This is a genomic window from Blastococcus sp. TML/M2B (genome assembly GCF_016612865.1).
Classification (GTDB): domain Bacteria; phylum Actinomycetota; class Actinomycetes; order Mycobacteriales; family Geodermatophilaceae; genus Blastococcus.
Map to the genome: position 1 here is coordinate 1,503,504 of NZ_JAENZZ010000001.1, position 14,901 is coordinate 1,518,404.

Consider the following 14,901-nt stretch of genomic DNA (forward strand, 5'->3'; position numbering starts at 1 on the left):
AGGATGGGGGCATGAGCCGTGACCTGCGCATCTGCTTCGTCGGCGACTCCTTCGTGGCCGGCGTCGGTGACCCCGAGCACCTCGGCTGGGCCGGCCGGCTCGCCCGGAGCAGCGCGCACGGCGGCACCCCGCTCACCGGGTACGTGCTCGGGGTCCGGCGGCAGACCACCGCCGAGGTCGCCGGCCGCTGGGCCGCCGAGTGCCGGGTCCGGCTCGAGGGCGGCGCGTGGGAGTCGCGGGTCGTGCTCTCCACGGGCGTCAACGACACCACCGAGGAGGACGGCGCACTCCGGTTGGCGCCGCAGCGGTCGGTCGCGGCGCTCGGGGGGATGCTCGCCGACGCGGCCGGGGCCGGGTGGCCGGTGCTGGTGGTCGGCCCGCCGGCCGTCGCCGACGACGCCCAGAACCAGCGGATCGCGGTCCTCGACGACCACTTCGCGCGCGTCTGCGCCGAGCACGGGGTCCCGTACGTCCCCGTCGCCGCCGTGCTGGCCGCCGACCCGGTCTGGACGGCGGAGGTCGCCGCGGGGGACGGGGCGCACCCCGGGGCGGCCGGCTACGCCCTGCTCGCCGACCTCGTCCGGCCGCACTGGCAGCGCTGGCTCGCCGGCTGACCGGACGCCGGGAGCACCCCGGCGTCCGGCCGGGGGCTCAGCCCTCGCTGTCCTCGCCGTCGGTGGCGTCCTCGACCTCGCGCTCGGCGTCGTCCACACCCTCCTCGATGTTCTGCTCCACGTCGTCGTCGACCACGTCGGACCCGCAGGCCACGGTCGTGAGGGAGGCGGCGGTGATCGCGAACGCGGCGGCCGTCGTCCGGAGCAGGCGGCGGCGGGGGCGGGTGGTCGTGGTCATGGCGGCTCCTCGGTGCGTGAGCGGGAACGGTCCCCGGAGACCTGCCCGCGACCCGGGCACCGGCAAACGACCCGCAGGTCGCTCAGCGCGGCGGGAGCAGGTGCACCAGCCCCGCGTCGGTCGGCCGGAAGCCGCACGCGTCCAGGTAGAACGGCCGCAGCTCCGGCCGGAAGTCGACGTGCAGCCACTCGCAGCCGGCCGACCGGGCCCGCGCGACCGCCTCCCGCACCACCAGCGCGCCGATCCCCGTCCGCTGCCGGTCGCCCCGGGTCTTCGTGTCGAGCAGGAACGCGTGGTCGCCGCCGTCCCACGCGACGTTGACGAACCCGACCAGCAGCGTTCCCGACCGCGCCGTCACCCAGCCCAGGCTGAACGGGCGGATCCGGTCCCACCAGCCGGGCACCGGGTCGCCGCCGTGCGACCGGATGAGCTCTCCCAGCTCCTCGTCGGGCAGCGGCGCCCGCCAGGCGAGCACGACGTCGGGAGCCCCGGGCATGACGGCACGGTAGGGGCGGCCGCGCGCCGGCGCCGCTGCTTTCCCGGCCCACCGATGAGTCGCCTGCCGCCCGCCGGTCCACCCTCCCGACAGCGATCCCCGGGCCAGAGAGGACCCATCCCATGCCGAAGCAGATCCCGTGCCTGTGGTTCGACGGGCAGGCCGAGGCCGCCGCCCAGCTCTACACCTCGCTCTTCCCGAACTCCGGCATCGGCCCGATCACCCGCTACGGGCCCGACATGCCGCCGCCGATGAAGGAGGGCGACGTCATGACCGTCGAGTTCACCCTCGACGGCCAGCAGTACACCGGCCTCAACGGCGGGCCGCAGTTCCCCTTCACCGAGGCGATCTCCTTCCAGATCCTGTGCGCCGACCAGGAGGAGACCGACCACTACTGGTACGGCCTGATCGAGGGCGGCGGGGAGGAGAGCCAGTGCGGCTGGCTGAAGGACCGCTTCGGCGTCTCCTGGCAGGTCATCCCCACCGAACTCCTGGAGCTCACCGGCGACCCCGACCCCGCGCGGGCGCAGCGGGCCACCCAGGCGATGCTGCAGATGCGCCGCATCGACGTCGCCGAGCTCCGCCGGGCCGCCGACAGCACCGACGGCTGACCGCGGGCGTGGCGTCGCGCCACTAGGCTCCGGACCGTGCCGACCCCGTCCGCTCCGTCGCCCGCCGAGCAGCTCCCCCCGCGGAGCGCAGCGGTCTGGGCGGCCCTGGACCCGGTGATCGGCGCGGGCGCGGCGCTCCGCGTGCTCGACGTCGGCGGCGGCAGCGGCATCTTCGCCGTCCCGCTCGCCCTGCTCGGACACGACGTCACCGTCGTCGACCCCAGCGCCGACGCGCTGGCCACGCTCGCCCGCCGCGCGGCCACGGCCGGCGTCGGCGACCGGGTCCGCGGCGTCCAGGGCGACGGCGACCAGCTCGGCGAGGTGCTCGCCACGCTGCCGTCGGACGGCGGCGGCTACGACCTCGCCCTCTGCCACTCGGTGCTGGAGGTCGTCGACGACCCCGCCGGCACCCTCCGCGAGATCGCCGGCGCGCTGCGCCCCGGCGGCCAGGTGAGCGTCGCCGCGGCCAACCGCGCCGGCGCGGTCCTCGCCCGGGCCGTCGCCGGCCACCCCGTCGAGGCCCGCGCGCTGCTCGAGGACCGCGACCCCGCGGCCGCCCGCCGCACCCCGGCCCGTCGCCGGTTCACCCCCGCCGACCTCCTGGCTCTCGTCGAGGGCGCCGGCCTGCGCCCCGGTCCCTGGCGCGGTGTCTCCGTCGTCGCCGACCTGCTCGACGCCACTTCCGGCGCCGACCCCGACGCCGTCCGCGCCCTCGAGCTGGCCCTGGCCGGCACCTCGCCCTACCGCGAGGTCGCCACCGGGCTGCACGTCCTGGCCGCGCACCCCTGACGCCGCACACGCGCCGCCGAACCCGATGACCCCGCTGCCCCCGGACCTGGCCCGCCCCGACTACGGCACCGCGACCCTCGCCGACGTCCTCCCCGGCGTCGCCGCGGCGCTCGGCGTCCCCGTTCGGCGCGGCGACCTGCCCGCCGACCCGCTCGGCCTCACCGCCGCCCTCGCGGGGGCCCGGCGGGTGGCCGTGCTGCTCGTCGACGGCCTCGGGGCCGACCTGATCCGGCGGCACGCCGACCTCGCACCCGTGCTCGCCGCCCTGGCCACCCCCGCCGGCGACCTCACCGCGCCCTGCCCGAGCACCACCCCGGTCAGCCTCACCACCCTGGGCACCGGCCTGCCGCCCGGCGGGCACGGCGTCCTCGGCTTCGTCACCGACGTGCCGGGGGAGGACCGCGCCCTCGACCACACGAAGTGGCGCGACGACCCGGACCCCGACACCTGGGCGCCGCAGCTGACCGTCTTCGCGCAGGCGGCAGCGGCCGGCGTCCCCGCGACCGTCGTCGCCCCGTACGCCTACACGGGCAGCGGCCTGAGCCGGGCGGCCTACCGCGGCGCCACCTACACCGGCACCGTCGGCGCCGGTGACCTCGCAGCGCTGGTCCTGCGCGCGCTGCACGCCACGCCGCGCGCCCTCGTCTACGGCTACTTCCCCGACCTCGACCTCACCGGCCACGTCCGCGGCGTCGACTCCGGCAGCTGGCGGGCGCAGCTCCAGCTGGTCGACCGGATGGTCGAGCAGGTGGTGGCCGGGCTCCCCGGCGACGCCGCGCTGCTCGTCACCGCCGACCACGGCATGCTCGATGTCCCCGCCGGCACCCGGTTCGACCTCGATGCCGCACCGGAGCTGGACGACGGCGTCCGGCTATTGGCCGGTGAACCCCGCGCGCGGTACGTGCACGCCGTCCCCGGTGCCGCGGCCGACGTGCTGGACCGGTGGCGCGCGGTCCTCGGCGAGCGGGCGTGGGTCGTCTCCCGCGACGAGGCCGTGGCCAGCGGCGTGTTCGGCGCCGTCGACCCCGGCGTGGCCGCCCGCATCGGCGACGTCGTGGCGCTGGCGCGCGGCACCTGGGCGCTGACCACCCCGGAGCGCGAACCCGGCCCCAGCAGGCTGGCCGCGTACCACGGCTCGCTCACCGCGACCGAGCTCGCCATCCCGCTGCTCGTCGCGCCGGGCGGGTCACTCGGCTGACCCGGCCGGCTCCGCGCCCCGGCGGGCCGACTCCCGCTGCCACTCCCGGGGCGTGAGCCCGTAGGCCTGCCGGAACCGGCGGGCGAAGTGGCTGGCGTCGGCGAACCCGCAGGCGCGTGCGACCGCCGCGATGGAGCGGTGCCGTCCCGATCGGGACACCAGCTGGGCGCGGGCGCGTTCCAGCCGCTCGGCGATCAGCCACTGCTCCAGGTGCAACCCGGCCCCGGCGAACTCCGAGTAGAGCCGGCGCAGCGAGACGTTGTGCGCCGCCGCCAGCCGCTGCGGGCCGAGGTCGGGCTCGGTGAGGTGCGCACGGGCGTAGGTGGTCAGCCGGGTCAGCAGCGTCTCCTCCCGGACGGCGCGGGCGTACCGCTCGTCCCCGGCCGCGGAGACCAGCAGCGCACGCACCAGCTCGACGGTCGCCCTGCCCAGCGACGCCGCGCCCGGGTCGGCCGCGAGTGGCTCGGCGGCCGCGGCCAGCCGTTCCAGGTGGTCGCGCACCAGGTCGTGCAGCGGGCTCGCGCGCAGCCGCGGCGCCCCGCGGCGCACCACGTCCGGCGGCAGCGCGAGCAGGTCGTAGGGGACCTGGAAGGCCCGCGAGCCGCCGGACTCCTCCCACGAGAACTCGTAGGGCGCGGTCAGGTCGCTGACCATCAGCTGCCGCGGCGGCACCAGGGCCTGCACGTCGAACTGGCCGAACCGGCCGACGCCGGCCGCCTGCACGGCGAGCGCGACCACCGGCGGGCTCTCCACCCGCAGGTGCCGAGGGGTGCGCACGAGCCGGAAGCCCGACGCGTCGGTGGTGAACAGGTTCGCGGCGCCGAAGTGCCACAGGTGCATGCGCGAGTGCACGCGCTCGTCGGGCCCGAGGTGCTCGATCCGGCACGGGACCGAGGCCTGGTCGAACGCCGCGCGGAAGGCGTCGACGCGGTGCTCGGGAGCGACGGCGTCGGTGTCCAGCAGCTGCATCGGCTCCTCCGGCGGAGCGGGACGTGCGGCACCTCCGTGCGGGCGCGTCCAGGGTGGCAGAGCGCTGCCGCACGGGGAACCGGCCCGGGCGCGCGGCCGGCGTGCACGCAGGAGCCGGAGCCGTGCACGCAGGGCCGATCGGGCCGCCCCGCGCGGTGCCAGGCTCCCCGACACGTCCGCCGACCGAGGAGCCGACCCGTGACCGACATCCCCGCGCCCCGCTCGTCCGCCCCCGGCCCGCCCGCCGGCGGTCCCGACACGATCGTGCTCGTGCACGGCTTCTGGGTGACGCCCCGGAGCTGGGAGCACTGGAAGGCCCGCTACGAGGCGGCGGGCTACCGCGTGCTGACCCCGGCCTACCCGGGCTTCGAGGTCGAGGTCGAGGCGCTCAACGCCGACCCGACCCCGATCGCGGAACTCACCCTGCCCGCGGTCATGGCCCGCCTCGAGGAGGTGGTCGGCGGCCTGGAGCAGCCGCCGATCCTCATCGGCCACTCCGCCGGAGGCACGCTCGTCCAGCTGCTGCTCGACCGCGGGTACGGCGCGGTCGGCGTCGTGCTCAACTCGGCTCCCACCGAGGGCGTGCGCGTCCACCCGCTGTCCCAGCTGCGCGCGACCTTCACGGCGTTCAAGAACCCGGCCAACCGGCACCGCGCCGTCCCGCTCACCTACGAGCAGTGGCACTACGCGTTCACGAACACCTTCGACGAGCCGGAGTCCCGCGCGCTCTACGAGCGGTACGCGATCCCCGCCTCCGGCCGGATCCTCTGGAGCACGGTGCTCGCGGACTTCATGCCCGGCCCCCAGGACGCCGCCGTCGACTACCGCAACCCCGACCGCCCGCCGCTGCTGTTCATCTCCGGCGGGGAGGACCACATCATGCCGCCGAGCGTGCAGCGGTCGAACGTCGAGCACTACGACGACGCGCTGCTCACCGAGCACGAGGAGTACCCCGGCTACGCCCACCTGCTGCCCGCGCAGGCGGGCTGGGAGGCGATCGCCGACCACGCCCTCGCCTGGGCCCAGCGGCACGCGACCACCCCGCGGCGGGCGGGCGCCCGGCCGTGAAGGGCGTGCGGCTCACCCACGTCGGCGGGCCCACCGTCCTGATCGAGACCGGCGGCTGGCGGCTGCTGGTCGATCCCACCTTCGACGCCCCCGGCCGCAGGTACGCCTTCGGCTGGGGGACGTCCTCCCGGAAGGTGGCGGGGCCGGCCCTCCCGGTCGAGCAGGTCCTCCCCGTCGACGCCGTCCTGCTCAGCCACGACCACCACGCCGACAACCTCGACGACGCGGGCCGGGCGCTGCTGCCCTCGGCGGGCGCCGTCCTCACCACCCGGCCGGGCGCCGCCCGGCTGGGGAACGGCGCCCGCGGGCTGCACCCCTGGGAGACCACCGAGCTCGAGGCGCCCGGCCGGCCGGCCCTGCGGGTCACCGCGACACCGGCCCGGCACGGCCCGCCGCTCAGCCGCCCGGTCGCCGGGCACGTCATCGGCTTCGCGCTGGAGTGGCCCGGCCAGGAGGACGGCGTGCTGTGGATCTCCGGCGACACCGTGCTGTTCGGCGGCGTCCGGGCCGTCGTCGACCGGCTGCGGATCGACACCGCCCTGCTGCACCTGGGCGGCGTCCGCTTCCCGGTGACCGGCCCGCTCCGTTACTCCATGACCGCCCGCCAGGCGGTCGAGCTGGTGGCCCGGGGCGGGCTGCGGACCGTCGTCCCGGTGCACTACGAGGGCTGGTCGCACTTCCGCCAGGGCCGGGACGCCGTCGAGCGGGAGCTGGCGACCGCGCCGGCCGACGTGCGCGAGCGCGTCCGCTGGCTGCCGCTCGGGCGACCGGTCGAGCTGGTCAGCGGCTGACCGACACCCGGTGCCAGGTGCGCACCCGGCCCGGCCGGACCGCCGAGCAGGTCAGCGGCACCGCCTCGCCCGACGGGCGGCTCTCCACGACGACGGTGACCGTCCCGGCCGGGCCGGCCAGCGCCACCTCCCACCGCTCGGTGCCCGCCGCCGGATCGGGCAGCCGGGTGGCGCCCAGCGGGGCCAGGTCGTCGACGCCCAGCAGACCGAGCTCCTCCCGCGCGCCGTGCTGCGCGGCCTGCACGGGTGCGGCCAGGCCGGCCCGCCCGCGCAGCCACGCCAGCGCCACCTCGCCCTGCTCGTGCGCGGCCACCAGCAGCCCGCCGTCGCCGGGCACCTGCCCGTAGTAGAAGCCGTGGGGGAGGACGACGACGTTCGCGGCGAACCGGTCCCCGCCCAGGTGGCTGCACTCCCACACGTCCGCGGCGGGCATCGCGCGCGCCAGGGGCCGGCCGCGGAGCGCGCAGCACGCGTCGTGCCCGCCGTGCGTGCAGACCAGGTAGGTGGGCAGCGACGCCGGCTCGCCCACCGACCCGTCCCAGGGGGCGGTGAGCAGGTCGGCGTCCGACGTCCGCACCGACCACCACAGGCCCTCGCGGCCCGGGCGGCTGTCGGCGTACGCCCAGCGGCCGCCGGCGTCGGCCAGCCGATCGCCCGGGCGGCGCACCAGCAGGACGCGGACGTCCTCCCGCCGGGCCCGCTCCGCCAGCAGCGGGGCCACCTGCGCGTCGAAGCGGGACTGCAGCAGCGCGTCGCGCCCCCACGGTCCGGGCTGCTCCACCAGCAGCCACCGCTGCACGGGGGAGGCAGTGGCGATACCGGAGTCGCCCCGCGCCAGCGCCTGCACCGAGCAGCGCGCGGCGTCCAGCCGGCCGGGCGGGCGCGGCGGGAGGTCGGTGGCGGTCACGACCCGGGGACGGCGTCCGGGACGACCGCGACCGACTCGGTGACCAGCCGGCGGGCCAGGGTGATCCGGTCCTCGGGCGCCAGCCCGGGCAGGTCGCCCACCTTCAGCTCGCCGACGGCGAGCAGTTCGGTCAGCGCGTCGCGCACCGAGCTCGGGAAGGTGTGCGTGCGCCGGCCGCCCACCAGCGTCACCCGGCCGTCGTCGCCGTCGCGCAGCGCGCAGCGCAGCCGCGGGCGCAGCCGGAGGACGGTGTCGGCGGTGAGCGCGGCCGCGGCGGTCGCCTGGGCCAGCGGGGCGACCGGCTCGGGCCGCACCTGCGCCCAGGTCCGGGCGCGCAGCTGCTCGGCGATCTCGTCGGGGTCCACCCGGCCCAGCCACTCCTGCAGCCCGGCGATCACCGTGGCGACGTGGTCGCGGATCGAGTCGGGGCGGGCGAGGTCCACCCCCAGCGGCAGCGAGCCGCGCAGCGCCGGGTCCTCGGCGGCCAGCGAGCGGAGCAGGTCCAGCGCCGCCTCGGCGGCGCCCCAGCGGGTGACGGAGTGCACGCCGATGGTCAGGTGCGCGCTGATCTCGCCGAGCGCGGTGGCCGAGTGCAGGAAGCCGCGGGGGAGGTAGAGGACGTCGCCCGGCTCGAGGACGGCATCGACGACCGGCTCGCGGGTGGCCGCGGCGGCGACGTCCTCGCGGCGGTCGGTCCACACCTGGGTGCGCAGCGGGTCGCGCAGCACCGGCTCGTGGATGGTCCAGTGCTTCTGGCCGGCCACCTGCAGCACGAAGACGTCGTGCACGTCGTAGTGCGGGTCGAACCCGCGCGAGGACGGCGGGGTGACGTAGGCGTTCACCTGGGTGGGGTGGCCCAGGTCGGCGGCGAGCTGGTCGGCGAACTCGATCAGCGGCGGCCACAGCCGGTGCAGGCCCTGCAGGACCACGGTGCTGCCCTCGGCGAACAGTCGCAGCACCGCGTCCGAGCTGACCTGGTCGGCGACCTCGGCACCGGCGCCTCCGGAGGTGGTGAAGCGCTTCGGGTCGACCACCTGCCCGTCCTTGGCGATGCGCAGGAACGGGGTGCGCAGCCCGCGGCGGGAGAGCAGCTCGTCGACCGCGGCCAGGTCGAGCAGGTCGGTGAAGGTGTTGCCGGTGTCCGCCGCGCGGGTCAGCAGCGGGTGCCGGCCCCAGTGCTCACGCGCGAAGACCTCCGGCTCGGTGTTCGTGCACCGCCGCAGGGCCGGGCGGAGCGGCTGCTCCGCCCGGCCCTGCGGGGCGGGGTCCACGCTCAGGCCGAACCGTCCGCGCCGCCGTCGGCGCCACCGTCCGCGCCGCCATCGGCACCGCCGTCCGCGCCGCCATCGGCGCCGCCGTCGGCACCGCCGTCCGCGCCGCCATCGGCACCACCGTCCGCGCCGCCGTCGTGACCGCCCGGGGTGCCGGCCGCGCCGTGGTCGGCCGCGCCCGCGCTGCCGTCGGCCGGGCCGTGCGCGCCGCTGTCCGCGCCGCCGTCGGCACCGCCGTCGCCGCTGGTCATCTCGTCGTCCAGAGCCATGGGCTCCTCCGCTCGTCTCGGGTCGGGCCGCCGGACGGCGGCTCTCCAGGGCTGTCCTACCTCCCGCATCCTGGCCCCACACCTGGTGTCCCACCAGCGGGGACCGCGCCTCCGTCACAGCCCCCGTCGCGGCCCCCTCCCCAGCCCGCATCACGACTGGGACACGGACCCGCGCCGCGGCCGCGCCCACGGCCGTCCGGGCCGATAGTGTCTCCCCAGGGATCGAACACGTGTTCGACAGGAGAGGGGGCGGCGTGACCGGGCGGGCGGAGGGGTGCACCGTGCTGCACGTCGACATGGACGCGTTCTTCGCCAGCGTCGAGGTCCGGCGCCACCCGGAGCTGGCCGGCACCCCGGTGATCGTCGGCGGGGCGGGCAACCGCGGGGTGGTCACCTCGGCCACGTACGAGGCGCGGCGGTACGGCGTGCACGCCGCCATGCCCACCGCCCGCGCGCTGCGGCTGTGCCCCACGGCGACCGTGCTCCCCGGCGACCTGGCGCTCTACGGCGAGGTGTCCCGCTCGGTGATGGCGCTGTTCCGCTCGATCACCCCGCTGGTGGAGCCGCTCAGCATGGACGAGGCATTCCTCGACGTCTCCGGGTCCGGCCGGCGGCTGGGCGACGCCGCGGAGATCGGGGAGTACCTGCGCGCCCGCGTCTTCGACGAGCAGGGGATCACCTGCTCGGTCGGCGTGGCGAGCAGCAAGTTCGTCGCCAAGCTCGCCTCCACCTCCGCCAAGCCCGACGGGATGCGGATCGTCCGGCCGGCCGAGGTCATGGACTTCCTGCACCCGCTGCCGGTCGGCGCGCTGTGGGGCGTGGGCCCCAAGACCGAGGAGCAGCTGCTGCGGCTCGGGCTGAAGACCGTCGGCGACCTCGCGCACGTCCCGGCCCGGACGCTGCAGCGGGCGCTGGGCCCGGCCGCGGGCGGCCACCTGCACGAGCTGGCCTGGGGGCGCGACCCGCGCCGGGTGGTCCCGGACGAGCCGGAGAAGTCGACCGGCCACGAGGAGACCTTCGGTACCGACGTCGACGACCCGGCGGTCATCCACCGCGAGCTGCTGCTGCTCGCCGAGCGGACGGCGGGCCGGCTGCGGTCGGGCGGCTGGCTGGCCCGCACGGTGAGCATCAAGGTGCGCTTCGCCGACTTCGCCACGATCACCCGCAGCCGCACCCTCGACGTCCCGACCGACGTCGGGCAGGAGCTCTACGACACCGCCCGAGCGCTGTTCGACGCGCTGGGCCTCGAGCGGGCCCGCATCCGGCTGGTCGGCGTGCGCGCGGAGCGGCTGGTGGAGGCCGGGTCGGCACCCCAGCAGCTGGAGCTCGGCGCCCGCGAGCACGGCCGGCGCGACGCCGAGCTCGCCGCCGACCGCGCCGCCCGCCGGTTCGGCGCGGGAGCCGTCCGACCGGCCACCCTGCTGCACCGCGACGGTCGCCCGGGACGGTCGGGAGGGGCCGCTGCGACCCGCCCGCGACCCCCCGCGCGATACCCGGAGGGGTGACCACCGGCACATCGTCCACGGCTCGCCGTAAGGTCACCTTTCGCGCCCCGCAAAGGGCTCGTATCCTCGATGTCACCGTCGGCGGGAGCCACCGACGGCCCTGGCTCCGCCCACCTGGAGGTCGACGTGCCGCTCTCCGAACACGAGCAGCGTCTGCTGGAGCAGATCGAGCGCGCCCTCGTCGACGACGATCCGAAGTTCGCCTCGTCGGTCCGCACCGGCGACCGCCGGCTGAAGGCCCGGCGCCGGCTGCAGATCGGCGCCGGTCTCGTCGTCGTCGGCTTCGCCGTCCTGGTCGGCGGCGCGGTCGCCGACTCGGTGATCCTGGGGGTGATCGGCTTCCTCATCGCCTTCGGCGGTGCCGCGCTGGCCGTCCTCCACTACAAGGCCGCCACCGGCGCCGTGGAGGCCGGGCCCGCCCCGGCCGGCGGTCGCGGTCCCGCCGGCCCCGCCCGGGCCGGTCGCGGCAGCCGCCCCGGCCGCCCGCCGCTGAAGAACCGGCTCGAGGAGCGGTTCCGCCGCCGCTACGACCAGTAGCCCTCAGCTTCCCGCACCTCCCGTCCGCAGCCGCCGCCCTCCGGGGCGGCGGCTGCGGCGCATCTCGGGCAGCCCACATGCCCATGCGGGCAGCCCCGCCCGCACCGCAGCCGGCAGCGAGGCGGGCCACGCGGTCGCCCGCAGCCGGGTCCGGCGGTCGACGCCCGCGCGCAGCTCCCGCCGGGCGGTGCGCAGCGCCTCGGCCAGCCCGTCCTCGGGGGCGGCGGCCGGCGGGCCGTAGCCGGCCAGCTCCTCGGCCCGCGCCAGCCGGCCGATCGCCGCGGCGCCTTCGGGCCCGGTCCGCCCGCCGAGCGCGGCGCCGGCCTCGCGGGGGGTCCAGGCGGGATCCCGGGCGATGCCGAGGTCGTCGGCGGTGGCCGTCAGCTCGTCCCACAGCGCCTGCGGCTCACCGGTCGCCAGGCGCCGGCGGCGCTGGAGCAGCCGGACACCGGCCGGCGCCGCCGCGGCCCCGACCAGCAGCAGGACCAGGCCTGACCGCACCGGCCACGGGTTCTCCGCGGCCGCGGGGGCGGCGTCGGGCACGGCGCCGTCGTCCGGGCCACCCCCGGGCACCAGCGGGTTGAGCGGGTCCAGCAGCAGCAGCTCGGGCGGGATCTCCGGCGCCAGCTCGGGGGCCTGCTCGGGCAGGTCCTCGGTCGCCACCCGCGGTGCCCACGGCAGGTCGGCCCGGCGGCTGACGTCGATCGGCGTGGGGTCGAACGGCACCCAGCCCAGGTCGACGAAGAAGACCTCCACCCAGGCGTGCGCGTCGTCGGTGGTGATCAGCCGGCTGCCGTCCTCCTGAGCGGTGCCCGGCGTGTAGCCCAGCGCCACCCGGGCCGGCATGCCGGCGGCGCGCACCATGACGGCCATCGCCCCGGCGTACTGCTCGCAGTAGCCCTGCCGCTCGGCGAGGAAGTCGACCAGGTCGTCGCCGCTGGTGCCCGGGGCGGTGGAGAGGTCGTACTCGAAGCCGTTGGCGCGGTCGGTGAGGAAGTCCAGGATCGCCCGCACGCGCGCGTAACCGCCCTCCACCCCGTCGACCAGCCGACGCACCTCGGCGGTCACCCGGGGGTCCAGGTCGGGCAGCTGGGTGAAGCGCACCAGTTCTGGGTGGCCCGGTGGGAGGGGCGGCGCGGCCTGCAGCTGCTCCGGCGAGGGCCGCACCTCCGACGCGGTCACCTCGTAGCGCCGGCCGCGGCTCGAGACGTCCGCGCCGACGACGGTGTCGGTGACCGGGTCGAAGCGCCAGCCGTTCTCCCCGCCGGCGATGGACACCGCCTGCGGCGCGACGGGCACCGGCAGGAAGCGGTCGTCGTGCCCGACCGCCTCGATCGTGGCGGTGACCGGCCGCCCGGACTGCGGGTAGTGGCCGGTCGGCAGCTGCGCGTTCAGCGGCAGCTGGGTCTGCGGCTCGGTCAGCGTCCAGCCGCCCTCGGTGTCGTACCGGTCGATGGTGACCGCGCGCAGGTAGCCGGGGTCGGGCACCGGTGTCTCCAGCCGGAGCAGGTCGATGGGGTCGTTGCGGGTCAGCTCGCCGGCCATCTCGGCGACCGGGTCCAGCGCCGTCCCGGTGGACCCCCCGCCCGTGCCGCCGTTGAGCGTCCCCTCGGCGAGGGTGGGCAGCGTCCCGCCGAGCAGGACCGCGACGAGCACCGCGACCCCGCCGATGCGTGCGGCCGTGCTCCCGCCGGCGCTGCGCGGCCCGCTGACCCGGCGGCCGGCGTCGAGCCGGCCGGCCTGGTCGGACCACAGCAGCAGCCCGAACCCGGCCGCGGGGCCCACGACGGGCACCAGGCCGATGTCGCCGCCGAGGGTGAACACCGGGACGCCGGCCAGGGTGAGCAGGGCCAGGCCGGCGAGCGCGCCCCGCCGGGTGACGGCGAGCAGGTCGACCAGGACCGCGACCAGCCCCACGACGCCGACGACGAGGGCGGTGAGCGAGGCGACCGGCAGCGCGGGCGCCACCTGCTCGCGGATCTCCTCCACCCCGTCGCGCAGGACGGGCAGGAGTGCCTCGACGCCGGCGCGGGTGGGGAGGAGGCCGCCGACGTCGGTGGAGCGGCGGACCAGGTGGGCGGTCAGGGCGGCGAGCTGGGCGAGCGGGACCACGGCGGTGCCGAGCACGGCGAGCACGCGGGGGACCGGCCGGTCCGGGAAGGCGCGGGCGGCGAGCGCCGCCCCGGCGCCGCGCAGCACCAGCCCGGTGACCAGGACGACGAGGACGGCGTCGACCACCGGGCGCAGCCAGGTGCCCGACGAGAGGACGGGGGAGAGCGCGAGTGCCCCGAGCAGCGTGGCGGCCGCCGCGACCAGCGACGCGCGCAGCTCCGCGGCCCTCACCGGACCGCCCCGGCCACCGGCCGGCCGGACAGCGCGGCCCAGACGACGGCGACGGGGTCGCCCGCGCGGGCCACGGCCACCTGCCAGCCGGCGGCGCGCAGCCGGTCGGCGGACTCGTCGCGCTGGTCGGCCAGCGCGGTGCCCGCGGCCGAGCCACCGCGGCGGTGCCCGCGGACGGCGGGCAGGAAGCTGCCCAGGTCGAGCAGCACGGCCGCGCGCGGCGCCGGCCCCGGCAGGGCGCGGACCAGCTCCGCGACGTCGTCGGGGCCCAGCGCCCCGAGCAGGCAGACGACCTGACCGTCGCCACCGATGCGGTGCAGCACCTCGAGGCCGGGGCGGAGGTCGGTGCGCGGGGAGGGCAGCAGCGTGCCCAGCCGGTCGAGCAGCCCCTCGGCCGCGGCGCCGGACGGACCGGCGCGGGAGGCGCCCGGTGCCGGCCAGCTCGCCGTCCTCGGTGACGACCCGGACCTCGTGGCCGCGCCGGCCCAGGCCGACGGCGATGCTGGCCGCCGCCTCGACCGCCCACTCCAGGCTGTCGGCGGGATCGGGGTCGTGCTGGCCGGCGATGAGGTGCGCGGGCCGGCGGGCGTCGAGCAGCACCGTGGTCCGCGCCCGCCAGGGCCGCTCCTCGAGGCGGACCTTCAGCTCGCCGGTCCGGGCGGTCGCCCGCCAGTGGACCTTCCGCAGGTCGTCGCCGCGGCGGTACTCCCGGATGCTCACGTCGTCCTCGCCGTGCACGGCGATCGCCCGGCGGGCGCCCTCGCCGCCGTGGCCGTCCAGCGTGCCCGCCGGGCTCAGCGGCTGCACCCGGGGGACGACGAGCAGCGGCGCGGTGCCGGTGCCGGCGTTGCTGCGCTCCACCAGGCCGAAGGGGTCGACGACCCGCGACCGCAGCGGGCCCAGGGCGTGGTGCCCGCGGCGGCGTGGCACGAGCGCGTAGCGCAGCTCGGTCGGGCGCCCGGAGCCCAGCCGGCTCACGGCGAAACGCGGCTCGGGACCCAGGGCGGGCGGCAGGTGCTCGGTGAGCAGCCAGGTGGCCCCGGGACGGCGGCCGGCGCTGGTCAGCGCGAGGGTGACCTCGGTGCCCTCCCCGCGGCGCACCCGCGCCGGCACCGCGGCCCGCTCGACCGACGGCCGGAACCGCTCCCGGGCGACGACCAGCGCGGAGACGAGGGGGAGGACGAGGACGAAGACGGCCAGCTGCACCACGGCCTGCTCGCCCATGGAGGCGCCCGCGGCCAGCAGCACCGCCCCGGCCGCGAGCAGCACCCACCCGCGCCGCGTCAGCGCGGTCC

At 77.6% G+C, this 14,901-nt stretch carries 15 protein-coding genes; 8 read left to right on the plus strand and 7 right to left on the minus strand.

The genetic code is table 11. The annotated features are described in order from the left end of the window. The first annotated feature begins 11 nt into the window (after positions 1-11). The gene (locus tag JKP75_RS07345; protein ID WP_200491973.1) at positions 12-614 is read left to right on the plus strand and encodes a GDSL-type esterase/lipase family protein; all 603 of its coding nucleotides are present in this window, start codon (positions 12-14) and stop codon (positions 612-614) included. 37 nt (positions 615-651) lie between these two features. Here the strand turns inward: JKP75_RS07345 and JKP75_RS07350 are convergent, their stop codons facing one another. Both JKP75_RS07350 and JKP75_RS07355 read right to left on the minus strand, forming a co-directional pair. Then, positions 652-852: a hypothetical protein gene (locus JKP75_RS07350; protein ID WP_200491972.1), complete on the minus strand. Its 201-nt coding sequence runs from the start codon at positions 850-852 to the stop codon at positions 652-654. Positions 853-934: 82 nt separating this feature from the next. Next, positions 935-1,348 carry a GNAT family N-acetyltransferase gene (locus JKP75_RS07355; RefSeq protein ID WP_200491971.1) on the minus strand — a complete coding sequence of 138 codons (414 nt, stop codon included), beginning with the start codon at positions 1,346-1,348 and terminating at the stop codon, positions 935-937. 122 nt (positions 1,349-1,470) lie between these two features. Here JKP75_RS07355 and JKP75_RS07360 point away from each other — a divergent pair, with 122 nt between their 5' ends. From JKP75_RS07360 to JKP75_RS07370, 3 genes are read left to right on the plus strand one after another with little or no spacing between them, the layout of a single operon-like run. Then, on the plus strand, positions 1,471-1,959 hold the full coding sequence (locus JKP75_RS07360) for a VOC family protein (protein ID WP_200491970.1): 489 nt from the start codon (positions 1,471-1,473) through the stop codon (positions 1,957-1,959). Between the two features lie 36 nt (positions 1,960-1,995). Further along, positions 1,996-2,748, plus strand: a complete 753-nt coding sequence (locus tag JKP75_RS07365) for a methyltransferase domain-containing protein (RefSeq protein ID WP_200491969.1) — start codon at positions 1,996-1,998, stop codon at positions 2,746-2,748. Positions 2,749-2,773: 25 nt separating this feature from the next. Beyond that, the gene (locus JKP75_RS07370; protein WP_200492897.1) at positions 2,774-3,946 is read left to right on the plus strand and encodes an alkaline phosphatase family protein; all 1,173 of its coding nucleotides are present in this window, start codon (positions 2,774-2,776) and stop codon (positions 3,944-3,946) included. Here JKP75_RS07370 and JKP75_RS07375 read toward each other — a convergent pair. Further along, on the minus strand, positions 3,935-4,915 hold the full coding sequence (locus tag JKP75_RS07375) for a helix-turn-helix domain-containing protein (protein WP_200491968.1): 981 nt from the start codon (positions 4,913-4,915) through the stop codon (positions 3,935-3,937). The two genes, JKP75_RS07370 and JKP75_RS07375, sit on opposite strands and share 12 nt — an antisense overlap. A 198-nt stretch (positions 4,916-5,113) precedes the next feature. On the opposite strand from JKP75_RS07375, the gene JKP75_RS07380 reads away from it, so the two are divergent. Together JKP75_RS07380 and JKP75_RS07385 are read left to right on the plus strand one after the other, a co-directional pair. After that, a complete protein-coding gene (locus tag JKP75_RS07380) occupies positions 5,114-5,983 on the plus strand; it encodes an alpha/beta hydrolase (RefSeq protein WP_309229612.1) in 870 nt (289 codons plus the stop codon). A gap of 5 nt (positions 5,984-5,988) precedes the next feature. Next, positions 5,989-6,774 (plus strand): MBL fold metallo-hydrolase, encoded by a 786-nt coding sequence (locus tag JKP75_RS07385; protein ID WP_200491967.1) that lies wholly within the window; start codon positions 5,989-5,991, stop codon positions 6,772-6,774. On the opposite strand, the gene JKP75_RS07390 is transcribed toward JKP75_RS07385, so the two are convergent. From JKP75_RS07390 to JKP75_RS07400, 3 genes are read right to left on the minus strand one after another with little or no spacing between them, the layout of a single operon-like run. Next, complete coding sequence (locus JKP75_RS07390) at positions 6,764-7,681, minus strand: sucrase ferredoxin (protein WP_200491966.1); 918 nt, start codon at positions 7,679-7,681, stop codon at positions 6,764-6,766. The two genes, JKP75_RS07385 and JKP75_RS07390, sit on opposite strands and share 11 nt — an antisense overlap. Continuing rightward, positions 7,678-8,952, minus strand: coding sequence for a JmjC domain-containing protein (locus JKP75_RS07395; protein ID WP_200491965.1), 1,275 nt, complete (start codon positions 8,950-8,952; stop codon positions 7,678-7,680). Before JKP75_RS07395 ends, JKP75_RS07390 begins: the two co-directional genes overlap by 4 nt. 2 nt (positions 8,953-8,954) lie before the next feature. Further along, positions 8,955-9,221 (minus strand): hypothetical protein, encoded by a 267-nt coding sequence (locus tag JKP75_RS07400; RefSeq protein ID WP_200491964.1) that lies wholly within the window; start codon positions 9,219-9,221, stop codon positions 8,955-8,957. A gap of 254 nt (positions 9,222-9,475) precedes the next feature. Here JKP75_RS07400 and dinB point away from each other — a divergent pair, with 254 nt between their 5' ends. Continuing rightward, entirely contained in the window at positions 9,476-10,726 is a 1,251-nt protein-coding gene (gene dinB, locus JKP75_RS07405; protein ID WP_309229613.1) for a DNA polymerase IV, read from the plus strand. Between the two features lie 126 nt (positions 10,727-10,852). Beyond that, the gene (locus tag JKP75_RS07410) at positions 10,853-11,263 is read left to right on the plus strand and encodes a DUF3040 domain-containing protein (RefSeq protein ID WP_200491963.1); all 411 of its coding nucleotides are present in this window, start codon (positions 10,853-10,855) and stop codon (positions 11,261-11,263) included. A gap of 3 nt (positions 11,264-11,266) precedes the next feature. Here the strand turns inward: JKP75_RS07410 and JKP75_RS07415 are convergent, their stop codons facing one another. Beyond that, positions 11,267-14,875, minus strand: a complete 3,609-nt coding sequence (locus JKP75_RS07415) for a transglutaminaseTgpA domain-containing protein (RefSeq protein WP_200492898.1) — start codon at positions 14,873-14,875, stop codon at positions 11,267-11,269. Positions 14,876-14,901 lie beyond the last annotated feature (26 nt).

Excerpts from the sequence above, each read along its gene's own strand:
- JKP75_RS07345 (WP_200491973.1), top strand. The coding sequence starts at position 12 with ATGAGCCGTGACCTGCGCATCTGCTTCGTCGGCGACTCCTTCGTGGCC.
- JKP75_RS07350 (WP_200491972.1), bottom strand. The coding sequence starts at position 852 with ATGACCACGACCACCCGCCCCCGCCGCCGCCTGCTCCGGACGACGGCC.
- JKP75_RS07360 (WP_200491970.1), top strand. The coding sequence starts at position 1,471 with ATGCCGAAGCAGATCCCGTGCCTGTGGTTCGACGGGCAGGCCGAGGCC.
- JKP75_RS07400 (WP_200491964.1), bottom strand. The coding sequence starts at position 9,221 with ATGGCTCTGGACGACGAGATGACCAGCGGCGACGGCGGTGCCGACGGC.
- JKP75_RS07355 (WP_200491971.1), bottom strand. The coding sequence starts at position 1,348 with ATGCCCGGGGCTCCCGACGTCGTGCTCGCCTGGCGGGCGCCGCTGCCC.
- JKP75_RS07370 (WP_200492897.1), top strand. The coding sequence starts at position 2,774 with ATGACCCCGCTGCCCCCGGACCTGGCCCGCCCCGACTACGGCACCGCG.
- JKP75_RS07375 (WP_200491968.1), bottom strand. The coding sequence starts at position 4,915 with ATGCAGCTGCTGGACACCGACGCCGTCGCTCCCGAGCACCGCGTCGAC.